This is a genomic window from Perspicuibacillus lycopersici, from assembly GCF_025660475.1.
Taxonomy (GTDB): Bacteria; Bacillota; Bacilli; order Bacillales; family Caldibacillaceae; genus Perspicuibacillus; species Perspicuibacillus lycopersici.
Map to the genome: position 1 here is coordinate 1 of NZ_JAOUSF010000004.1, position 22,032 is coordinate 22,032.

Annotated in this window: 19 protein-coding genes and 1 rRNA gene; 10 read left to right on the top strand and 10 right to left on the bottom strand. The window is 38.6% G+C overall.

Annotated elements, in window-relative coordinates; all coding sequences use genetic code 11:
• Positions 1 to 4 precede the first annotated feature (4 nt).
• From rrf to purB, 3 genes are all read left to right on the top strand, one after another.
• Positions 5 to 120 (top strand): 5S ribosomal RNA (gene rrf, locus OEV98_RS12180).
• Positions 121 to 384: 264 nt separating this feature from the next.
• Positions 385 to 591 (top strand): NETI motif-containing protein, encoded by a 207-nt coding sequence (locus OEV98_RS12185; protein ID WP_263073578.1) that lies wholly within the window; start codon positions 385 to 387, stop codon positions 589 to 591.
• A gap of 43 nt (positions 592 to 634) precedes the next feature.
• A complete protein-coding gene (gene purB / locus OEV98_RS12190) occupies positions 635 to 1,933 on the top strand; it encodes an adenylosuccinate lyase (RefSeq protein WP_263073579.1) in 1,299 nt (432 codons plus the stop codon).
• Positions 1,934 to 1,980: 47 nt separating this feature from the next.
• On the opposite strand, the gene OEV98_RS12195 is transcribed toward purB, so the two are convergent.
• Entirely contained in the window at positions 1,981 to 2,373 is a 393-nt protein-coding gene (locus tag OEV98_RS12195; RefSeq protein ID WP_263073580.1) for a YgaP family membrane protein, read from the bottom strand.
• 128 nt (positions 2,374 to 2,501) lie between these two features.
• Between OEV98_RS12195 and OEV98_RS12200 the strand changes: the two genes are divergently transcribed.
• The 7 genes from OEV98_RS12200 to OEV98_RS12230 all read left to right on the top strand — a co-directional run bounded on the left by OEV98_RS12200 (position 2,502) and on the right by OEV98_RS12230 (position 12,132).
• The gene (locus tag OEV98_RS12200) at positions 2,502 to 4,247 is read left to right on the top strand and encodes an adenine deaminase C-terminal domain-containing protein (RefSeq protein ID WP_263073581.1); all 1,746 of its coding nucleotides are present in this window, start codon (positions 2,502 to 2,504) and stop codon (positions 4,245 to 4,247) included.
• Between the two features lie 50 nt (positions 4,248 to 4,297).
• Positions 4,298 to 5,320 carry a DUF3048 domain-containing protein gene (locus OEV98_RS12205; RefSeq protein WP_317633814.1) on the top strand — a complete coding sequence of 341 codons (1,023 nt, stop codon included), beginning with the start codon at positions 4,298 to 4,300 and terminating at the stop codon, positions 5,318 to 5,320.
• A gap of 34 nt (positions 5,321 to 5,354) precedes the next feature.
• Positions 5,355 to 5,660 carry a YerC/YecD family TrpR-related protein gene (locus tag OEV98_RS12210; protein ID WP_263073582.1) on the top strand — a complete coding sequence of 102 codons (306 nt, stop codon included), beginning with the start codon at positions 5,355 to 5,357 and terminating at the stop codon, positions 5,658 to 5,660.
• Between the two features lie 196 nt (positions 5,661 to 5,856).
• Positions 5,857 to 6,558 carry a heptaprenylglyceryl phosphate synthase gene (gene pcrB / locus OEV98_RS12215; protein WP_263073583.1) on the top strand — a complete coding sequence of 234 codons (702 nt, stop codon included), beginning with the start codon at positions 5,857 to 5,859 and terminating at the stop codon, positions 6,556 to 6,558.
• A gap of 58 nt (positions 6,559 to 6,616) precedes the next feature.
• The gene (gene pcrA, locus OEV98_RS12220) at positions 6,617 to 8,881 is read left to right on the top strand and encodes a DNA helicase PcrA (RefSeq protein ID WP_263073584.1); all 2,265 of its coding nucleotides are present in this window, start codon (positions 6,617 to 6,619) and stop codon (positions 8,879 to 8,881) included.
• Positions 8,882 to 8,968: 87 nt separating this feature from the next.
• Positions 8,969 to 10,975, top strand: coding sequence for an NAD-dependent DNA ligase LigA (ligA, locus tag OEV98_RS12225; RefSeq protein ID WP_263073585.1), 2,007 nt, complete (start codon positions 8,969 to 8,971; stop codon positions 10,973 to 10,975).
• Between the two features lie 20 nt (positions 10,976 to 10,995).
• Complete coding sequence (locus OEV98_RS12230) at positions 10,996 to 12,132, top strand: CamS family sex pheromone protein (protein ID WP_263073961.1); 1,137 nt, start codon at positions 10,996 to 10,998, stop codon at positions 12,130 to 12,132.
• 91 nt (positions 12,133 to 12,223) lie between these two features.
• Here the strand turns inward: OEV98_RS12230 and purD are convergent, their stop codons facing one another.
• From purD to purC, 9 genes are read right to left on the bottom strand one after another with little or no spacing between them, the layout of a single operon-like run.
• Positions 12,224 to 13,495 (bottom strand): phosphoribosylamine--glycine ligase, encoded by a 1,272-nt coding sequence (gene purD / locus OEV98_RS12235; protein ID WP_263073586.1) that lies wholly within the window; start codon positions 13,493 to 13,495, stop codon positions 12,224 to 12,226.
• Between the two features lie 26 nt (positions 13,496 to 13,521).
• Entirely contained in the window at positions 13,522 to 15,060 is a 1,539-nt protein-coding gene (gene purH, locus OEV98_RS12240; RefSeq protein ID WP_263073587.1) for a bifunctional phosphoribosylaminoimidazolecarboxamide formyltransferase/IMP cyclohydrolase, read from the bottom strand.
• A 48-nt stretch (positions 15,061 to 15,108) separates the two neighbouring features.
• Entirely contained in the window at positions 15,109 to 15,687 is a 579-nt protein-coding gene (gene purN, locus OEV98_RS12245; RefSeq protein ID WP_263073588.1) for a phosphoribosylglycinamide formyltransferase, read from the bottom strand.
• On the bottom strand, positions 15,684 to 16,727 hold the full coding sequence (gene purM / locus OEV98_RS12250; RefSeq protein WP_263073590.1) for a phosphoribosylformylglycinamidine cyclo-ligase: 1,044 nt from the start codon (positions 16,725 to 16,727) through the stop codon (positions 15,684 to 15,686). Before purM ends, purN begins: the two co-directional genes overlap by 4 nt.
• A gap of 48 nt (positions 16,728 to 16,775) precedes the next feature.
• Positions 16,776 to 18,188 carry an amidophosphoribosyltransferase gene (gene purF, locus OEV98_RS12255; protein WP_263073591.1) on the bottom strand — a complete coding sequence of 471 codons (1,413 nt, stop codon included), beginning with the start codon at positions 18,186 to 18,188 and terminating at the stop codon, positions 16,776 to 16,778.
• A complete protein-coding gene (gene purL / locus OEV98_RS12260) occupies positions 18,173 to 20,386 on the bottom strand; it encodes a phosphoribosylformylglycinamidine synthase subunit PurL (protein WP_263073592.1) in 2,214 nt (737 codons plus the stop codon). Before purL ends, purF begins: the two co-directional genes overlap by 16 nt.
• Complete coding sequence (purQ, locus tag OEV98_RS12265; protein ID WP_263073593.1) at positions 20,370 to 21,056, bottom strand: phosphoribosylformylglycinamidine synthase subunit PurQ; 687 nt, start codon at positions 21,054 to 21,056, stop codon at positions 20,370 to 20,372. Before purQ ends, purL begins: the two co-directional genes overlap by 17 nt.
• Positions 21,053 to 21,307 (bottom strand): phosphoribosylformylglycinamidine synthase subunit PurS, encoded by a 255-nt coding sequence (gene purS / locus OEV98_RS12270; RefSeq protein WP_263073594.1) that lies wholly within the window; start codon positions 21,305 to 21,307, stop codon positions 21,053 to 21,055. Before purS ends, purQ begins: the two co-directional genes overlap by 4 nt.
• A complete protein-coding gene (purC, locus tag OEV98_RS12275) occupies positions 21,300 to 22,019 on the bottom strand; it encodes a phosphoribosylaminoimidazolesuccinocarboxamide synthase (RefSeq protein ID WP_263073595.1) in 720 nt (239 codons plus the stop codon). The genes purS and purC overlap by 8 nt, the downstream gene beginning before the upstream one ends.
• Positions 22,020 to 22,032: the final 13 nt, after the last annotated feature.

Consider the following 22,032-nt stretch of genomic DNA (forward strand, 5'->3'; position numbering starts at 1 on the left):
ATTGTCTGGTAACTATGGCGAGAAGGTCACACCCGTTCCCATCCCGAACACGGAAGTTAAGCTTCTCAGCGCCGATGGTAGTTGGGGGTTTCCCCCTGTGAGAGTAGGACGTTGCCAGGCAAAGAAAAGAGCAGTTGTAAAAACTGTTCTTTTTTTTGTATATATCATTAATACAAAGCTGGTTATTTCTAACTATTGTCATTGTTTCCTCAAAAATCTATTATTACATCTATCGTGTGCAAACGAACGAGATTCCCCTTTAATTTCCATGTATTTTCTACTACTATATAATTAGATGCTATTTCTTTTAAAGAATTGGAGAAAATTAAATAATAGTGCTGCTTTTTTGTGCCTATTACATTTGTTAAAGAGGTGGAAAAGTTTTTGAAACAAAAGAAAAGGAAAATGCGATTTGAGCTTGGAGATAATGAAAGTATTGATCAATGCTTAGAACGGATGAAAAAAGAAGGCTATGAACCTATTGGTAAGATTGAAAAACCAGTCTTTCAAGAAGTATTTGATACCGAGGGCAATTCAAGCGTTAAACCCGTTAAGCAACAAATCATATTTGAAGGTCGACTAATAGAGTAGTAAAGAGCTATACCAAGAATCATATCGTATTGGAGGAGCAATAATGCTAGAACGTTATACAAGACCAGAGATGGGTTCCATATGGAAAGAAGATAATAAGTTAAAAGCATGGCTAGAGGTTGAAATTTTAGCATGTGAAGCTTGGGCAGAGTTAGGGGAAATACCGAAAGAGGATGTTCAAAAAATTCGTCAAAATGCAACCTTTTCGGTGGAAAGAGTAAAGGAAATTGAACAAGAGACGAGGCATGATGTTGTTGCCTTTACAAGGGCCGTCTCTGAAAGCTTAGGGGAAGAAAGGAAATGGGTTCATTATGGACTAACATCCACTGATGTAGTAGATACTGCACTCTCATACTTGCTTAAGCAAGCAAATAGGATATTAATGAACGATATTGAAAATTTTATACATATATTAAAAGTAAAGGCAATAGAACATAAATATACGGTAATGATGGGACGGACGCACGGTGTTCATGCGGAGCCGACTACTTTTGGTTTAAAACTTGCATTATGGTATGAAGAAATGAGACGAAATTTGGAGCGTTTTAAGGAAGCCGCCTATGGAGTGGAGTTTGGAAAAATTTCTGGTGCCGTTGGAACGTATGCCAATATTAATCCATTTGTCGAAAGCTATGTTTGTGAAAAGCTTGGATTAACTCCAGCACCAATATCTACCCAAACATTGCAACGTGATCGTCATGCACACTATATGGCAACCATCGCTTTAATAGCAACATCTATTGAAAAATTTGCAACTGAAATTCGCGGGCTACAAAAGAGTGAGACACGTGAGGTTGAAGAATTTTTTGCAAAAGGGCAAAAAGGATCTTCTGCCATGCCACATAAACGAAATCCTATCGGTTCGGAAAATATGGCGGGGATGGCAAGAGTGATTCGCGGATATATGGTAACTGCCTATGAAAATGTTGCATTATGGCATGAGCGGGATATTTCCCATTCCTCCGCAGAACGGATTATTTTGCCAGATGCAACGATTGCTCTTAACTATATGTTGAATCGATTTGGGAACATTGTAAAAAACCTTACTGTTTTTCCAGAAAATATGAAGCGAAATATGGATCGTACTTTTGGATTGATCTATTCCCAAAGAGTATTATTATCACTTATCGATCGTGGATTAGCGAGAGAAGCAGCATATGATATTATCCAACCTTTAGCAATGAGGGCTTGGGAAGAACAACAATCATTCCGAGGATTACTAGAAGAAAATGAAAAAATATCTAGTTTACTTACAGAAGAAGATTTAGATGACTGTTTTGATTATCAATATCATTTAAAACAGGTGGATACTATTTTTCAACGATTAGGGTTAAATGAATAAAAATAACAGTGGTCCAGAATGAGTTGTTCATTCTGGACCACATTGTTTTATTGAAGTGATTCACTTGGAGTGAAATCTTTATTTTTTTGTGAGTCATCGGTAGAAGCATAATTTTGCGAAGGGCTCTTTGAAGCATTAGACGAATCCTGATCTAACGAATCATTCGCTTGCTTGCTGACAAACGTATCAATTAATTGTTTTAATTGTGGTTTGTTTTCTTTATTCTCATGGTTTTGTGTGTAATTTTGAACTGCCTCGGTTACTGGACAATAACGCACAATTCCTTCGGCAACTTTCATAGCCCCCATTGCAGCGAGAAAAATATAAGAACTTCGCCAAGGTTTTTTCACCAATTTTGCAGTACACCAGGACAATAGTGTTAATCCTGCGGTAATACGAATTAATGCATTTACAATACCAATATTCGGTTTTACATTCATTGAAGAACCCCCTAGAAAATTTATTAGAAAATTCGATAATTCTTTACTGTTTTAAATCAAAAAATATGCTATTATTAAAATAATAATTTTTTACGCTTAAAAAAATTTGACAAATACAGGTGAATGCCATGATTGGATCGAAATATAGGTGGAGAAGTCGGCAATTACGGGAACATGTAGAGGTTCTTGATGGGAAAAGATCCCCTAGTATGCTTTTATACAACGCAACCTATTTACATGGTACGGTAAAACAATGGATACAAGGAAATATATGGGTTTATCAAGATCGTATTGTTTACGTTGGTGATAAATGGCCAGAACTGATTGATGAAAACTGTGAACAGGTTGATTGTCATAATTCTTTACTTGTGCCTGGGTATATGGAGCCACATGTACATCCATTTCAATTGTATAATCCCCTTTCTTTTGCAAAATATGCTTTTAATTTTGGGACAACAATAACTGTTAATGATAATCTGGCGCTAGTTTTAAAGTACAAAAAAAGGGAAGCGTTTTCATTTTTAGAGAAACTAAACACAATACCTGCAACTATGTATTGGTGGAGCAGATTTGATAGTCAAACGGAAATAACCGATGAGGAAACAGTTTTTTCCCATGCGAATATTAAATCTTGGATTGAACATCCACAGGTTATTCAAGGTGGAGAATTAACAGGTTGGCCAAAATTACTTAACGGTGATGATTTAATGCTTCATTGGATGCAAGAGACGAAAAGCATGAATAAAAAAATCGAAGGGCATTTTCCTGGAGCATCGGAAAAGACTTTGGCAAAACTAAAATTATTAGGGGCTGATTCCGATCATGAAGCAATGACAGGGGAAGAAGTGAAACGGAGATTATTACAAGGATACATGGTGCCTTTACGCTATTCCTCAATTCGTCCTGATTTACCAAATATATTAGATGACCTGAACAAATTAGGAATTAATAATTATGAGAATTTCATGTTAACAACAGATGGTTCCCCTCCGTCCTTTTATGAAAATGGGATCATTGATTTACTTATTAAAATCTGTATAGAAAAAGGTGTTCCACCGATTGATGCCTATTTGATGGCAACGCTAAATCCTGCGAAATATTATCATTTGGATCATTTGCATGGGTTAATTGCTACTGGTCGAGTGGCAAATATTAATTTTATTTCAGATGAAAAACTCCCCCGTCCGGTTTCGGTGTTGGCGAAGGGGCAATGGGTAAGAAAGGATAACCATAATATTGAAAATACCGTGGATATCCAATGGGAAGATTTCGGATTTTCTCCATTAACGATTGATTGGGAATTAACTACCGATGATTTACAATTTTCCATGCCTTTTGGGATAAAATTGGAGAATGCAGTTATTACGAAGCCATATTCCATTAATATTGATTTATCTGTCGAAGAAATTGATCCAAATGCTGATGAATGCTTCTTGACGTTCATCAATCGAAATGGCAGATGGAGAATTAATACCGTATTAAAGGGATTTGCGAAAAATTTAGGTGGTTTTGTTTCATCTTTCACGAATACAGGAGATATTTTACTGATTGGAAAAAGGAAGTCGGATTTGTTGCTGGCCTTTCAACGGATGAAAGAAATCGGTGGCGGGCTTGTGATTGTTGATAAAGGTAGCATAATATTTGAATTGCCATTACCACTTGGAGGAGTGGTGAGCGATTTAGCGATTGAGGAATTAATTGTAAAGGAAAAACAGCTACGAAACATTTTACATGAACGAGGATATTTATTTGAGGATCCAATTTATACGTTGCTCTTTTTCTCATCCACTCACCTACCGTATATTCGGATGACACCAAGAGGATTATTTGACGTAATGAAAAAAAGAGTTTTGTTCCCTACTATAATGCGTTAAAATAGTACAGAGTTAGAGAAAAGCGGCGAATATAGATTGGAGTGTGAGATGTGACATTATCAAAAAGATTATTCGTTATACTCATTGGATTAATGCTATTGATGGTAGGCTGTAGCAAAAATCAAGAGGAGAAACAAGATGTTGAAGACAATGAGGGTAGAGATATTGAGGTAGTAGAAAAGGAAACACCGTCCCCATATACTTACCCATTAACGGGTATAGCAACCGATGAAGAATCGACTGATCGTGCCATTAGCGTAATGATTAATAATCATCCGGCTGCAAGACCACAGTCGGGATTGTATAAGGCTGATGTTATATATGAAATACTTGCAGAGGGCGGAGTTACCCGATTTTTAGCGGTATTTCAAAGTGAAAAGCCAGAAATAGTAGGTCCTGTTCGGAGTTCCCGTGACTACTATATACAATTAGCAAAAGGGTTAGATTCCTTTTATGTTTTTCACGGATGGAGTCCAGAAGCAAAGGTGTTAATCAATGAGGGCTTTATCGATTCATTAAATGGATTAACCTATGATGGTATTTTATTCAAACGTGCCTCCTTCCGGAAAGCACCGCATAATTCCTATATAACTTACGAGAATATCGTGAAGGGTGCAGAAGAAAATGGAATCTCATTAAGTGGAGCGCCAACGGCTTATACCTTTCTGAAGGAAGAGGATGAAGTTCCAGGAACAGAAGTTTCCTCGGTGTCAATTGATTATTCTACCGATGATTTCTTCGTGGAATATAAATATGATTCCTCAGCAGAAAATTATATGCGCTACTCAGCAGATCAGCAAACGGTGGATTATGACACGGGTGAACCAGTGTTAGTAAATAATATTTTTATCGTAGAAATGGAACATGCAGTTGTGGATGAAAAAGGTCGAAGAGATATAGATATCACATCTGGCGGAAAAGCATTATTGCTACAAAAAGGGAAAATGCAGGAAGTAGAATGGAGAAATATTGATGGACGAATTGTTCCATATGCAAATGGTGCGGAGGTTTCCCTAGTACCAGGTAAAACATGGATTAACGTTGTCCCAAGTTTAAATCAAGTTTCATACTAAAAGTTTTCATTAGATATTGTTAGGGGGATTTTTCGTGCAAATAGATAAATTACGAGGGAAAGAATTGGATCAACTTTTTGAATCCATTTTATCTCTTAAGAATGTGGAAGAGTGTTATCGTTTTTTCGACGATTTATGTACAATTAATGAAATTCAATCACTTGCCCAACGATTAGAAGTGGCTCGTTTGTTGCAAAACGGTAGCAAGTACCATGAAATTGAAAAGGAAACAGGTGCTAGCACCGCAACTATTTCTAGAGTTAAACGCTGTTTGAACTATGGAAACGACGCATACGAGATGGTATTAAAGAGGCTTGAAAATAAAAATGAAAATGAATAAATGTTGAAGGAAAGGAGCGGATGATCACGCTCTTTTTCTTTTTGTTTATAAAGGAATTAATAGTAGTGCAATAAACATTTAAATATTGTAATAAAATAGCAGAGAATTTTTTAACTTGCAATACAATCCCTTAGTTTTTTCATAAGAGAATGAATGGTATAATGGTGAAATGGAATGAATAATGGAGGAGTATGTCATGTACGATTTTCGCGAATGGAAGCATATTTTTAAATTGGATCCAAATAAAGAAATAAAGGACGAAGCGTTAGAGCAAATTTGCGAGTCTGGTACTGACGCGATAATGATTGGCGGCACAGATGGGGTAACTTTAGAAAAAGTTATCAACTTAATGGCAAGAGTACGTCGTTACCCATTACCTTGTGTTTTAGAAATCTCGACGATTGATTCCATTACACCAGGCTTTGACCTGTATTTTATTCCGTCAGTGCTCAATAGTTCTAGCCGTGATTGGATCTTAGGTCAACATCATTTGGCTGTAAAAGAATTTGGGCATTGGATAAATTGGCAAGAAATGATTGTTGAAGGATATTGTATTTTAAATGAAAATAGTAAAGTGGCACAATTAACAAATGCAATGACCAAATTAGATGCGGAGGATGTTGCAGCGTATGCCCAAATGGCAGAAAAAATGTTCCATCTTCCTATTCTTTATATAGAGTATAGCGGGACATATGGAAATCCCGAAATCGTAAAAAGCGCGAAAAATCATTTGGAAAATACGATTCTCTTTTACGGTGGGGGAATTGATTCGGTTGCAAAGGCTTGTGAAATGGCAAACTATGCGGATGTAGTAGTCGTTGGCAATGTAATATATGAAAATATTTCAGAGGCGCTAAAAACCGTACAAGCAGTAAAAGCGACCGTTGGAAATGATTGATTTACATGGTAAAATAGAAGAAAAGCAAACGAATGTTCGTTAGAAAAGGGTGAGATATTTGCAATATTTATCAGATCGCCTATTAAAAGGCTTAAATAAAGAACAGCAACAGGCGGTAAAAACGACAGAAGGGCCACTTTTAATAATGGCAGGAGCAGGAAGTGGTAAAACTAGAGTTTTAACTCATCGAATTGCCTATTTGATGATTGAAAAGGGGGTTAACCCTTACAACATATTAGCGATAACCTTTACGAACAAGGCTGCCCGAGAAATGAGAGACCGGATCGGAGCAATTCTTGGTGGAGCGTCAGAGGAAATATGGATTTCTACCTTCCACTCAATGTGTGTACGAATTTTAAGAAGAGATGTCGATCGAATTGGTATAAACCGTAATTTTTCTATTTTAGATTCTGCTGACCAATTATCGGTTATTAAAGGGATATTAAAGGATAAAAATATGGATCCGAAAAAATTCGATCCAAGGGCGATGCTAGGATCCATAAGCAACGCAAAAAATGAATTGTTAGATGCAAAGGAATTTGGCAATTTAACCGGAAATTATTTCGAAAAAATGACGAGTGAAGTATACGAAGAATATGAAAAAAGATTGCGAAAAAACCATTCCCTCGATTTTGATGACCTCATCATGATGACGATTCAATTGTTTAAAAGAGTACCGGAAGTATTAGAATACTATCAACGTAAATTTCAGTATATCCACGTGGACGAGTATCAAGATACCAATAAGGCACAGTATCAGCTAGTAAATATGCTTGCTTCCAAGTTCAAAAATCTTTGTGTAGTAGGAGACTCAGATCAATCGATTTATCGTTGGCGGGGTGCAGATATTGCGAACATCCTCTCTTTTGAAAAAGATTATAAAAATGCACAAGTGATTCTACTAGAACAAAACTATCGTTCCACAAAAAATATATTAGAAGCTGCAAATAATGTGATTTCCAATAACATGAATCGGAAAGCAAAAAATTTATGGACGGAAAATAGTAAAGGAAATCCGATTAAATACTATCGTGCAGATTCCGAGCGAGGAGAAGCATTATTTGTCACTGGAAAGATCAATGGATTTGTAGAAAGCGGAGAGCGAAACTATCAAGATATTGCAATTCTTTATCGTACCAACGCACAGTCTCGTGCAATGGAGGAAATGCTAGTTAAAGCGAACATTCCGTATACAATTGTTGGGGGTACAAAGTTCTACGATCGAAAAGAAATCAAAGACTTGCTCGCTTATTTACGATTAGTTTCCAATCCAGACGATGATATTAGCTTGACGCGAATTATCAATGTTCCAAAGCGTGGGATTGGAGCTACCTCATTAGAAAAGATTGCGCAATATGCTGCAAGTAATGATATCTCCATGTTTGCTGCACTTGATTCTGTCGAATTACTCGGAATCTCAGCGAAAGCAACGAAGGCATGCAGAGAGTTTCATCAATTAATTAGTGGTCTCAATCAAATGCAAGAGTATTTATCCGTAATGGAGTTAACTGAGGAAGTTATTAAACGATCTGAATATATGGAAATGTTAAAGGCAGAAAAAACTTTAGAAGCGGAAAGTCGATTAGAAAATATTGAAGAATTCCTTTCTGTTACGAAGAAGTTTGAAGAAGATAGTGAGGATAAAACATTAGTCGCTTTCTTAACAGACTTAGCATTAATTGCGGATATTGATCAAATGGATAAGAGTGAAAACAGTGAAAAGGATGCGGTCGTATTAATGACGCTCCATTCTGCAAAAGGACTCGAATTTCCAGTTGTCTTTTTAATCGGACTGGAAGAAGGCGTCTTCCCGCATAGCAGAAGTTTAATGGAAGAGGCAGAAATGGAGGAAGAACGAAGACTCGCATATGTTGGGATTACCCGTGCAGAAGAGGAATTATTTATAACGAATGCACAGATGCGTACTTTATTCGGACGCACGAATGTGAATCCACCATCACGGTTTATTACCGAAATTCCAAGTGAGCTTTTAGAAGAATTAAATGTTCAAAGAAATGTTCCATTCGCATCTTCCAACCAAGGTTCCATGAACCAGCCAATGCAAAGAACAATGCAAAGGTCGGGGCAAATGCCTATCAATAAATCGCTGGTAAAACCAGTTAGTCGTCCGGTTCCTAAAGAAACAGGAAGTGAAGGCTTAGGCTGGCGACCAGGTGATAAAGCTGTTCATAAAAAATGGGGTATTGGTACCGTTGTTAGTGTTAAAGGTGAAGGTGAGAACATGGAGCTTGATATCGCCTTTCCAAATCCAGTAGGAATCAAACGACTGTTAGCAAAATTTGCACCAGTAGAAAAGCAATAAATCTTTGAAAAATAGAGCAATCGACTACTGGATTGCTCTTACTGATAAAAAAATACGAGTGAATGTTTTTGAAAGTGAGGGCTTTAAATGGATGTCCTTGAAGCAGAGAAACGTGTAAAGGAATTACACAAGTTATTAAACCAGTATAATTATGAATATCATATTTTAGATAAGCCAAGTGTTCCGGATGCCGAATATGATAGATTATTACATGAATTGATTGCACTTGAAACGGAATATCCAAATTTGAAAACCTCCAGTTCCCCAACGCAAAGAGTCGGGGGACAAGTATTGGAAGGATTTACAAAGGTAGAGCATGCGATTCCAATGCTTAGTCTTGGAAATGCCTTTAATGAAGAGGATTTGCGAGATTTTGATCGGAGAGTCCGTCAAGCAGTAGGAGATACATTATCCTATGTTTGCGAGCTGAAAATTGATGGATTAGCAGTCTCCTTACGTTACGAAGATGGTGTATTCATTCAAGGGGCAACTCGTGGGGATGGAACCGTTGGAGAAGATATTACGGTAAATTTACGAACAATCCGATCGATACCACTTCAATTACATCAACCGATTACGATTGAGGTACGCGGGGAAGTATTTATGCCGAAGAAATCATTTGAGGCATTGAATAAACGAAGAGAAGAAAATGGTGAAGAATTATTTGCCAATCCACGTAATGCAGCAGCAGGTTCGTTACGACAGCTTGATCCAAAGATTGCAGCATCCCGAAACTTAGATGTTTTTCTTTATGCAATCGGTGAAAATAATTTAACCGAAATAGAAAAGCATAGTGAAGGATTAAACCTCCTCGATACGCTCGGCTTAAAAACGAATAAAGAACGACGTGTATGTCAAACGATTGAGGAAGTTCTACAATATATTGAAGAGTGGCAGGAAAAGCGGCCAAGTCTTCCATATGAAATTGATGGGATTGTTATTAAAGTAGATCAATATAGTCATCAACAAGCATTAGGTACTACTGCAAAAAGTCCGCGCTGGGCTATTGCCTATAAGTTCCCAGCAGAAGAAGTAGTAACGAAATTATTGGATATTGAGCTAAGCATTGGAAGAACAGGTGTATTAACACCAACGGCTATTTTAGAACCTGTCCGTGTAGCAGGGACAACGGTTCAAAGGGCATCCTTACATAATGAAGATTTAATTCGCGAGAAGGACATTCGTATCGGCGATTATGTAGTGGTGAAAAAGGCAGGAGACATTATCCCTGAAGTAGTAAGAGCAATTATCGAAAGAAGAACCGGAGAAGAAGTACTATTTTCTATGCCAAGTCATTGCCCGGAATGTGGAAGTGATTTAGTTCGTTTAGAAAATGAAGTTGCTCTTCGTTGTATTAATCCGAAATGTCCAGCGCAAATAAGAGAAGGATTGATCCATTTTGTTTCTCGAAATGCAATGAATATTGATGGACTTGGGGAACGAGTAATAACTCAATTATTTAAAGAAAACTTAATTCACGATGTTGCAGATATATATAAACTGAAAGAAGACCAATTACTGGAATTAGAAAGAATGGGTAAAAAATCTGTAACCAATTTACTACTAGCAATCGAAGCATCGAAAGCAAATTCGTTAGAGCGGTTATTGTTTGGATTAGGAATTAGACATGTTGGAAGTAAAGCGGCAAAAATCTTAGCACAATCCTATGGGCATATCGATAATCTTACCCGTGCAACAGAGGAAGAATTACAGGCAATTAATGAAATTGGGGAAAAAATGGCGAATTCTATCGTAACCTATTTCCGATTACCTGAAGTAGCTGATTTAATCGAAGAGCTAAGAAATGCTGGGGTCAATTTAGAATATCGCGGACCAAAGCTTGATGAAGCAATAACAGCAGATTCACCTCTAGCAGGGAAAACAGTCGTATTAACAGGGAAATTAGAACAATTAACGAGAAATGAAGCGAAAGAAAAATTAGAACTACTCGGTGCGAAAGTTACGGGAAGTGTAAGTAAAAATACAGATATTGTAGTTGCAGGGCCGGAAGCAGGTTCCAAATTAACGAAAGCACAAGAATTAGGGATAGAAATTTGGGATGAAAATATGCTTCTCGAACAATTGAGTAAATAAAGAGGTGTAAGTCCATGAACATGAGAAAGCTCATGATTTCTGCTTTTCTTGTCGTTTTTCTATTATCGGGTTGTTTACCGAGCTTAGATCAGCAAGATGAGGTAGTACAAGAAAATAATGAAAATACGAAAGAAAAAGCAATTGTACCGAAGTATCAAATATCAGACTCCTATTATCGTACCTTGACACCTTTTGAACCATCGGGTTCGCGAGGAACGGTAGTATCAAATTTAAATACAAGATTTGACAGTGATGAAATGGAAGAAGGGTTACTTCGTCTTTCGCAAAATTCCTTCTCTACTGAGACATATATTTTTCAAGAAGGGCAGTATTTAGATAAAGAAACAGTAACTGAATGGTTAAAAAGGAAAACCGATGATGCTGATAGTCTTGGATTAAATCCAAAGCTAGAGGCAGATACACAGGAAGGGCATGAGCAGAACCCAATTTATTTGGCAAGTATATTAGAACATAATTACTTAGTAAAATCGGATGATAATACGGTAAAGCTAGGTGGAATTTCGATTGGTTTAGCGTTAAATTCAGTTTACAGCTATAGTATTTATGACGAAAAAGGTAATCGGACAAATTATGAATATAAAATCTCTGATAAGAAGCTTCTCGAGCAAGGTAAAAAAATAGCGGAGCAGGTCATCAGTAGATTGCGTAATATCGAAGGGCTTGAGGAGATTCCAATCACGATTGGATTATTTAAAGGAAAAGCGGAAACATCTGTGTTACCGGGAAACTATGTAGCATATTCAACAGCAACAAAAGGGACGTCATTAGAGTGGAACGATGTTAAAGAGAAATATGTTCTATTCCCGTCTAGTGAAGCTAGTAAGAATTATATCGATGATTGGAATAAGTTTGATCTATTTCAAAATGATGTGAGTGACTACTTCCCGAATTATAATGGGATAGTTGGAACTGCGTTTTATGTAAATGATGAACTAAATAAATTATCGGTGGAAATAAATATGCAATTTTATGGGAAATCAGAGGTCATCGGATTTTCTCAATATATTGCAGGATTGATCGTGAATTATTTTGAAGAACATTGGGTTGTAGAAGTGAAAGTTATGTCGGCTAATGGTCAAGAAGCATTGATCTTGAAAGAGCCAGATATGGATGAACCGTTTGTTCATATATATTAATCGAATAAAAGGCGTATGGAAAAATCCATACGCCTTTTTGCCTGCCTTAATGTAGAGAATTGAGATAGAAATGATCGAATAAAACCCATTTTTAGGAGTATACATGGGCTATTGCACGGTGGCCGATGTCTTTACGGTAAAAGGTTTGATCAGAGTGCATTTTCTCTAGCTCCTGGTAAACCTTTGCTTGGGCTTCTTTAAGAGTAGGCTCCATTGCTGCTACAAGTAATACACGGCCACCGTTTGTAATAAACTTGCCTTCTGCATTCTTTGTAGTTCCAGCATGAAAAATTTGAACTTCTTCCGATAAATTTTCTAATCCGGTAAGAATCGCTCCCTTTTGGTAGGTTTCCGGATATCCTTTGGCAGCAACTACGACCCCAAGAGCAGTATTTTGATTCCATTCGATTTGTGGAGTATTCCCGTCAAGAAGCTCCAATATAATATTCACTAAATCGGATTTCATTCTTGGTAAAATGACTTGTGTTTCTGGGTCACCAAAGCGGGCATTGAATTCGATAACCTTTGGACCCTGGTCTGTTTGTATCAATCCAGCATAAAGAACACCTGTAAAGGAACGCCCCTCTTGTACAAGCGCTTGTGCAATCGGCTGGATGATGGTTTCCATTGCCGTATCTACTGTTTGTTTATCTATGAAGGGAACGGGAGAGTATGCACCCATGCCACCTGTATTAGGACCTTTATCGCCATCAAAAGCACGTTTATGATCTTGCACAATTTCTAGTGTGACTACATTTTCGCCATTCACTAATGCCATTAAAGAAAATTCCTCGCCAGCGAGAAACTCTTCAATAACTACTTTGGAGGAAGCCGTTCCGAATTTTTCATGTACTAGCATTTCTTCTAGTGCATTAATTGCTTCTTCGGTTGTAGTTGCGACGATAACACCTTTCCCAGCTGCTAAACCATCTGCTTTAATTACAATCGGTGCCCCTTTTTCGAGAATATATTGCTTCGCCTCATCGAAATTAGAAAATAAATCAAAGGCGGCGGTAGGTACGTTATACTTTTTCATTAAATATTTGGCAAACGATTTACTACCTTCAATTTCTGCTGCTGTTTGAGTTGGACCAAATACCTTCAATCCAGCTTCAAGAAAACGATCGGAAAGTCCTAAAAGTAGTGGAGCCTCCGGACCGATAATCGTTAATCCGATTTTTTCTGCTTTGGCAAATTGAATTAATTGTTCGTGGTTGTTTTCGTCAATCGCTACAATGGTTGCACAATCTTCCATACCAGCATTTCCTGGTGCGACAAATACGTTATCTACCAGTGGACTTTCTTTTACTTTCTGACAAAGTGCATGTTCACGACCACCTCTACCAATGATAAGGACGTTCATTCGACTACCTCCACAATCTTTATCGATTAATGTTTAAAATGACGGATGCCAGTGAAGACCATTGCAATTCCATACTCGTCTGCCTTTTTAATAGAATCCGCATCACGAATGGATCCACCAGGTTGAATAATAGCTGTGATCCCTGCTTTAGCTGCTACTTCGACTGTGTCTTCCATTGGGAAGAATGCATCCGAAGCAAGGGCGGCACCGTTTGCTTTTTCGCCAGCTTGTTCAAGTGCAATTTTTGCAGCACCAACACGATTCATTTGACCCGCACCAACGCCTAATGTGGATTCTTTACTTGTGATTACAATCGCATTTGATTTTACATGCTTTACGACTTTCCAGCCAAGCTTTAATGCTTCCCATTCAGCTTCTGAAGGTTCACGTTTCGTTGGAATGGATATGATTGCTTCATCTATTCCATTTCGGTCAAAATCCTGTACGAGAAGGCCACCTTCAATGGAAGTTAAGCGCATTTCTTTTGTATGTGCTTCGTTAAAAGGAAGCGTTAATAGACGTAAATTTTTCTTGCTTGTTAAAATACGTAATGCTTCGTCACTATAGGAAGGGGCAATGATAATTTCTAGGAAAATTTCATGTAATTTTTGTGCAGTTGCTTCGTCGACCTCGCGATTCAATGCAATGATACCACCGAAAATAGAAACGGGGTCAGCTGAAAATGCTTTTTCAAATGCGGTAAAAATATTTTCCCCAATACCTATACCACATGGGTTCATATGCTTCACTGCAACAGCGGCAGGCTCGTTAAACTCTTTCACAATTTGCAGTGCAGCATCTGCATCATTGATATTATTATAGGAAAGCTCCTTCCCATGAAGCTGCTTGGCATTTGCAATCGAAAAGGCAGAACCAAGTGGCTTACGATAAAATGCAGCTTTTTGATGTGGGTTTTCTCCGTAACGTAATGATTGCTTCAATTCATACGTAACGGTAAGCTTTTCTGGAGTAGTATCCTCCGTAAGATTGGTCATGTACTCTGCAATCAATGCATCGTATGCAGCAGTATGACGGAAAACTTTAGCAGCTAAACGTCTTCTCGTTGTATATTCGGTTTTTCCGTTTGTTTTCCATTCTGTTAATACTGTTTCATAGTCTGCTGGATCGACAACAACTGTAACATATTCATGGTTTTTTGCTGCTGCACGAAGCATGGAAGGGCCGCCGATATCAATGTTTTCAATTGCATCCTCAAAGCTAACATCTGATTTTGCAATCGTTTGTTGAAATGGATATAGATTTACGCAAACAAGATCGATTGGCGTAATATGATGCTCCGCTAATTGATTTTTATGGTTTTCATCGCCAACCTTTGCGAGTAATCCACCATGTATGTATGGGTTTAATGTTTTTACTCGGCCCTCTAAAATTTCAGGAAATCCAGTAACCTCACTGACACTAATAACAGGTAGACCAGCTTCTGCAATGGCATTTTTCGTGCCACCTGTGGAAATGATTTCGAAATCTAGTGCAATTAATTCCTTTGCAAATGCTACAATTCCGGTTTTATCTGATACTGAGATTAATGCGCGTTTTTTTGTCATTGTTTTGCCTCCAAATCATAATGTGTAATACAAAGCTGTTATGGTTCTTCATGTGTTCACAATCTTCTTAAGTAATCTTTTTAAGACACTTGGATAGAGCTGATGTTCAATTTCCTGCACTTTTTTTTGTAAGGATTCTTTCGTGTCATCTGGTGATATAGAAACTGCATGCTGATCAATGATAGTTCCTGTGTCCATTCCTTCATCTACATAGTGGATAGTAACCCCGGTGACCTTTACTCCAGCCTGAAGGGCTTGCCCAATCGCATCTTTTCCTGGAAACGCAGGAAGAAGAGAAGGGTGGATGTTGACAATTTTTTCCTCATATTTTGATAGAATGGTTTCTCCAATCAATCGCATATAGCCTGCTAGAACGATATAATCAATGGATAGCTTTTGTAGATTTGCAAGAATAATGGTCTCATACGCCGTCTTGTTTGGATAATCTTTAGGATTAAATAGGAAGTAAGGGATTCCTTCTTTTTCCGCACGTTGGAGGACAAAAGCATTTGGTTTATCGCAAACGAGTAAAACGACTTTTGCATCGAGCTGTCCTTGCTTTATTGCATCTACAATCGCTTGAAAATTACTGCCACTACCAGAAGCAAAAACGGCTAGATTATTCATTTTTCTCCTCCAAGAAACTGGACATCATTTGCAAATGCATCTGTCACAGAACCAATAATAAACGCTTCTTCTCCGATGGAATGGAGGTAGTCTATCATATTATTTGCATCTGTTGACGGAACCGCTAAAACCATGCCGATTCCCATATTAAAGATATTAAACATTTCCATATAATGTAGATTTCCGACTTTTTCAAGCAAGGAGAAAATAGGTGGTACTTGCCAACTACCTATTGTAATTTTTGCTCCAAGTGATTTTGGTAGCATTCGCGGAATATTTTCCACAAATCCACCACCCGTGATATGTGCCATTCCTTTAATTTCGAAATGCTCCAATGCTGATAGAATAGATTTTACATAAATTTTCGTAGGACGTAGCAGTTCTTCGCCAAGCGTATTATTTAGCTCATGGATAAAAGTATCAAGCGGAATGTTTGCCTCTTCTAAGAACACTTTGCGTACTAAGGAATAACCATTACTATGTATGCCACTAGAAGCTAAACCGATGAGTATATCTCCGTTGGTTATTTCTTTTCCTGTTACCAGTTTAGATTTTTCCACTGCACCTACAGCAAAGCCTGCAAGGTCATATTCCTCTTCATTGTACATTCCTGGCATTTCGGCTGTTTCGCCACCTATTAGTGCACAGCCTGCTTGTTCACAACCATCGGCAATGCCTTTAACAATTGCTTCAATACGCTCTGGTATGGCCTTCCCACAGGCAATATAATCAAGAAAATAAATTGGCTCGGCTCCTTGTACAACGATGTCATTGACACACATAGCGACGGCATCGATTCCAATTGTGTCATGTTTATCCATTAGAAAACTGAGCATTAATTTCGTGCCAACGCCATCCGTTCCAGAAACGAGTACGGGTTCCTTCAATGCTAGCTGTGATAGATCAAACATTCCACCGAATCCACCGAGCCCACCAATTACACCAGCTCTTGCAGTACGTTGTACATGTTTGTTCATTCTTTTGACAGATTCATAGCCAGCTTCGATATTTACACCCGCCTCTTTATAAGCATTTGCCATTATTATACCTCCAAACAAGTCTATTTTTCTTGTATATGAGTATTATCATTAACATTTCTTCGTTAACTTCATGCTTTCTGCGTAAATTTCGGTTGGATATTTCCCAGTAAAGCAAGCAAGACATTGGCCTCTTGTTTCACCTGGCTCCTGTCTGCCAATTGCTTTAAGTAAGCCTTCGACACTTAAAAATGTTAATGAATCTGCGCCGATTATTTGTCTTATTTCCTCCACCGAGCGATCGGCAGCGATTAATTCTTCATAGGATGAAGTATCAATGCCATAGAAGCAAGGATTTTTTATTGGTGGGGAGCTGATGACTACATGTACCTCTGTTGCTCCTGCATCTTTTAGCATCGTAACAATTCGTTTACTTGTTGTTCCACGTACAATCGAATCATCCACCATAATGACTCGTTTTCCTTCGACGACTCCACGGACAGGGGAGAGCTTCATTTTCACGCCTTGCTCCCGAAGTGACTGGGATGGCTGAATAAAGGTCCGACCAACATAGCGATTTTTAATTAATCCAAGCTCATACGGAATCCCTGATTCTTCTGCATAGCCGATTGCTGCAGAGATACTGGAATCTGGAACACCTGTGACAACATCTGCCTCAATTGGAGCCTCAATAGCCAATTGCTTTCCTAGATTTTTCCGAGCTGTATGGACATTAATTCCATGAATATCACTGTCTGGTCGAGAGAAGTATACATATTCCATCGTACAAATAGCAGGATTTGGATTAAGCGAAAAAATTTCAGATTGAATTCCATTATCGTTAATTACCAGTAATTCACCAGGCAGTATATCACGAACAAATTCTGCACCGACAATATCAAAAGCACAGGTTTCTGATGCTACGACATAGGAATCCCCTAATAAGCCTAGCGATAATGGTCTCAGTCCATGCGGATCGAGTGCAATGATCATTTCCGTTTCCGTCATAATTAAAAAGGCGTATGCTCCTTTTATAACAGTTAAAGCATTTTTTACACGATTGCTTAATTTACTAAAACCACTACGTTTTATTAAATGGGCTAAAACCTCTGTATCTGAGCTAGTTTGGAAAATACTGCCTTGCATTTCTAATTGGTATTTCAAGCTTGTCGCATTTACCAAATTCCCATTATGGGCAAGCGCCAGCCCACCACTTTGCGAATTGAAGAGAAATGGTTGGACATTTTCATAGCCACCACCACCAGCTGTTGAATAGCGAACATGGCCAATTGCGCTATCACCTTGTAATTCTTCAATATCCTTTTTTGAAAATACCTCTGTAACAAGACCTTCGCCTTTTTTACTTTTCAGCTGTTTTCCATCTGTCACTACAATACCGGTTCCTTCCTGCCCGCGGTGTTGTAAGCTCTGCAACCCATAATAGGTGATTTGTGCCGCATTTTCATGACGCCATATACCGAATAACCCGCACTCCTCATTTAATCCTTTTAATTCAGCAAGCATGGGATAGCTCCTTTCCAGGCCGAAATTAGTTGGTTATTTGTAAGTGATACATGCTCGTTATTAACCGTAATCCGAAGTTCAGGAGTATTGGTAACTTTACCAATACAAACAGCACTTGTTATTGCTTCAAATTCCATCTGGTGCTCTTGTTTAACCGATAAAATAAATCGGGATTGGGATTCGCTAAAGAGGGCAGTAATGGCATCACCAAAAAGTGTGACGTCTGCACCTAAGCCGTTAGCGCACATTACGCTTTCGGCTAACGCCACCGCGACACCACCTTCCGCGACATCATGCGCAGAAGCAACAAGCCCATTGCGGATAGCTTTCAGTACTTCAGATTGATTTTTCGTTTCAGTTAATAAATCAATCGCGGGAGCTTTACCGAAAATTTTTCCGTACTGTAATTTTTGTAATTCACTTCCACCAAACTCTTGTTTTGTTTCTCCTAAAAGATAAATCAAATCACCAGCTGCTTTAAATGCTTGCGTCGTTGTATGTGAAATATGCTCGACTAAACCAACCATTCCAATAACTGGTGTTGGATAAATAGCAGTTCCATTTGTTTCGTTGTATAAGGAAACATTGCCGCTTATGACTGGAGTTTGTAATTGGCGACACGCTTCACTCATGCCATCAGCTGCTTTTTCAAGCTGCCAAAAGATTTCCGGCTTTTCTGGATTACCAAAGTTTAAGCAATCTGTAATGGCGAGTGGCTCTCCACCGGAACAAATAATATTTCGCGCTGCTTCTGCAACAGCAATTTTCCCACCTGTTTCCGGATCTAAATAAATATATCTTGCGTTGCAGTCAGTAGTCATAGCCAATGCTTTTTCGGTTCCGCGAATGCGGACGACAGCAGCATCTGATCCTGGTGCAACAACAGTGCTCGTTCGAACCATATAATCGTATTGGTCGTATACCCATTCTTTACTTCCAATGGTTGGTTGATTTAAAAGTTTTAGTAATGTTTCTCCGAGATCCTCTACTTGTGGAATATCGTTTTCCATTGCTTGAAATTCACGGTAATAGGCCGGCTCGCGAGAAGGCTTGTAATAGACTGGTGCATCCTCTGCTAATGCATCTGCTGGCACATTTGCAACGATTTCTCCTTTATGGATCAGTCTTAGCATTTTGTCATCGGTAACAACGCCAATCGCAACGGCATCCAATCCATAACGATCAAATAGATTAATAATCTCTTGTTCACGACCTTTTTTCACTACTAATAGCATCCGTTCCTGAGATTCCGATAGCATCATTTCATATGCTGTCATTCCAGTTTCTCGTTGTGGAATTAGGTCTAAGTCCATTTCAATGCCAGAACCAGCTTTACTTGCCATCTCTGCACTAGAGCTCACAAGCCCAGCAGCTCCCATATCTTGGATTCCAACAAGAGCATCTGATTTAATTACTTCTAAGCAAGCTTCTAATAGTAATTTTTCCATGAACGGATCACCGACTTGAACTGCTGGCCGTTTTTCCTCTGATTGCTCGGTAAGCTCTTCGGATGCGAAAGTAGCACCATGAATTCCATCGCGCCCTGTTTTTGCACCGACATACATTACCGTATTCCCTACGCCATGTGCTTGCCCTTTTTTAATATCATCGTGATGGATAATTCCAACACACATAGCATTCACTAACGGATTTCCCTCATAGCAAGGGTCAAATTGGATTTCTCCGCCAACCGTTGGAATTCCGATACAATTTCCGTAGCCTGCAATTCCTGCAATAACTTCTTCGAATAAATACTTACCACGAGCAGATTGTAATTCACCAAAGCGTAAGGAGTTTAGTAATGCAATTGGTCTTGCTCCCATCGAGAAAACATCGCGAATAATGCCACCAACACCAGTTGCCGCCCCTTGGTACGGTTCAATTGCCGATGGGTGATTATGGCTTTCGATTTTAAATACAACCGCTTGATTGTCCCCAATATCGACGATTCCAGCCCCTTCTCCAGGTCCTTGTAACACTCTTTCTCCAGTTACTGGAAACTTTTTCAATATAGGCTTGGAATTTTTATAGCTGCAATGCTCGGACCACATCACAGAAAAAAGTCCAATTTCAGTATAGTTAGGCAGTCTTCCAAGAATTTCTTCGATACGAGTGAATTCCTCGTCCGTAACACCCATTTGCTGATAAATTTTTTCCAGCTTAATTTGCTCTGGACTTGGTTCAAGTGTTAACTGCATAAGATTCCCTCCATTGTTTGACCATTGACTTGAAAAGCTTCAGACCATCTGCACTGCCAAGAAGTGGATCTACCGCACGTTCAGGGTGTGGCATCATTCCAAGAATATTTCCTCTGGCATTAACGATTCCGGCAATATTTTCAATGCTGCCATTTGGATTGGTAGAATAATAGGTAAACACGATTTGGTTATTTGCTTTTAATGTAGCAAGTGTTTGCTCATCACAATAATAATTTCCTTCCCCGTGTGCGATAGGGATGTGAATGACCTCATCTTTTTTATAAGCAGAACTAAACATTGTCTCGTTATTTTTCACTTGAAGCTCTACGGGACGACAAATGAATTTAAGACTTTCATTGCGGCGCATCGCTCCTGGTAGAAGACCCGCTTCTAAAAGCACTTGAAATCCATTACAAACTCCGAGAATCGGCTTTCCAATCTCAGCTGCTTTGACGACTTCATTCATAATGGGACTAAAGCGAGCAATTGCACCAGTTCGTAAATAGTCCCCAAAGGAGAATCCACCAGGAAGAAGGACTGCATCATATTCTTCAAGACTAGTAGCATCAGACATTACGTATTCGGCTTCTTCGCCAAGCTCATCCTTTACGGCATGGTACATGTCGATATCACAGTTGGAGCCTGGGAAAACGATGACGGCAAATTTCACTGGACGACAACCTCCTCAATTTCATAGCGATAGTCTTCAATAACAGGATTCGCCAGTAATTTGTCACACATTTCTTTTACAAGGGTATCTAGATTTGCTGCATCGTCTGCAAAGGTTAATTCCATATATTTTCCGATCCGAACATCCTCTACGGAATGGTGACCCATCATTTGTAATGATTTTTTTACGGCAGTACCCTGTGGATCGAGAACACTTTCCCGTAATGTGACATATACCTTGACTTTAAGCATGCTGTTTTCCTCCCAGTCTTTCTAAAATAGTTTCATAGGCAGTAGTTAAATTTCCTAAATCATGACGGAAGACATCTTTATCCAGCTTTTCATTTGTCTTCAAATCCCAAAGGCGGCAAGTGTCTGGTGAGATTTCATCCGCTAGTAAAATTTCGCCTGAGAAGTCCTTCCCGAATTCAAGCTTGAAATCGACAAGACGAATACCTAGTTCTCGAAAGAAATCAGATAACACACGGTTAACCGCTAATGCTTTCCTTTTTAAATGTTGTATTTCTTCTAAACTAGCAATGTGTAATACATCAATTTGGTCTTCGGTAATTGTTGGATCACCAAGTGTATCGTTTTTTAAGCAAAATTCGACGATTGGACGGTCGAATAGTTTTCCTTCTTCTACACCAAATCGTTTGGAGAAACTACCTGCTGCATAATTGCGGACGATGACCTCGAGTGGAATGATTTCTACTCGTTGCACGATTTGTTCGGTTGTGGAAATTTTTTTCAAAAAATGACTCTGGATGCCATTTTCTTGTAGCATCTTAAACAGTAAGCTTGTAATCTCGTTGTTTAGTTTCCCTTTGCCGGCGATTTCTGCTTTTTTTTCCCCATTAAATGCGGTGGCAGAATCTTTGTATTCAATCCATACAATGTCCTCATTATCTGTTACATACACGCGTTTTGCTTTTCCTTCATACAGTAGATCTCGCTTATTCAAACGAACGCCTCCA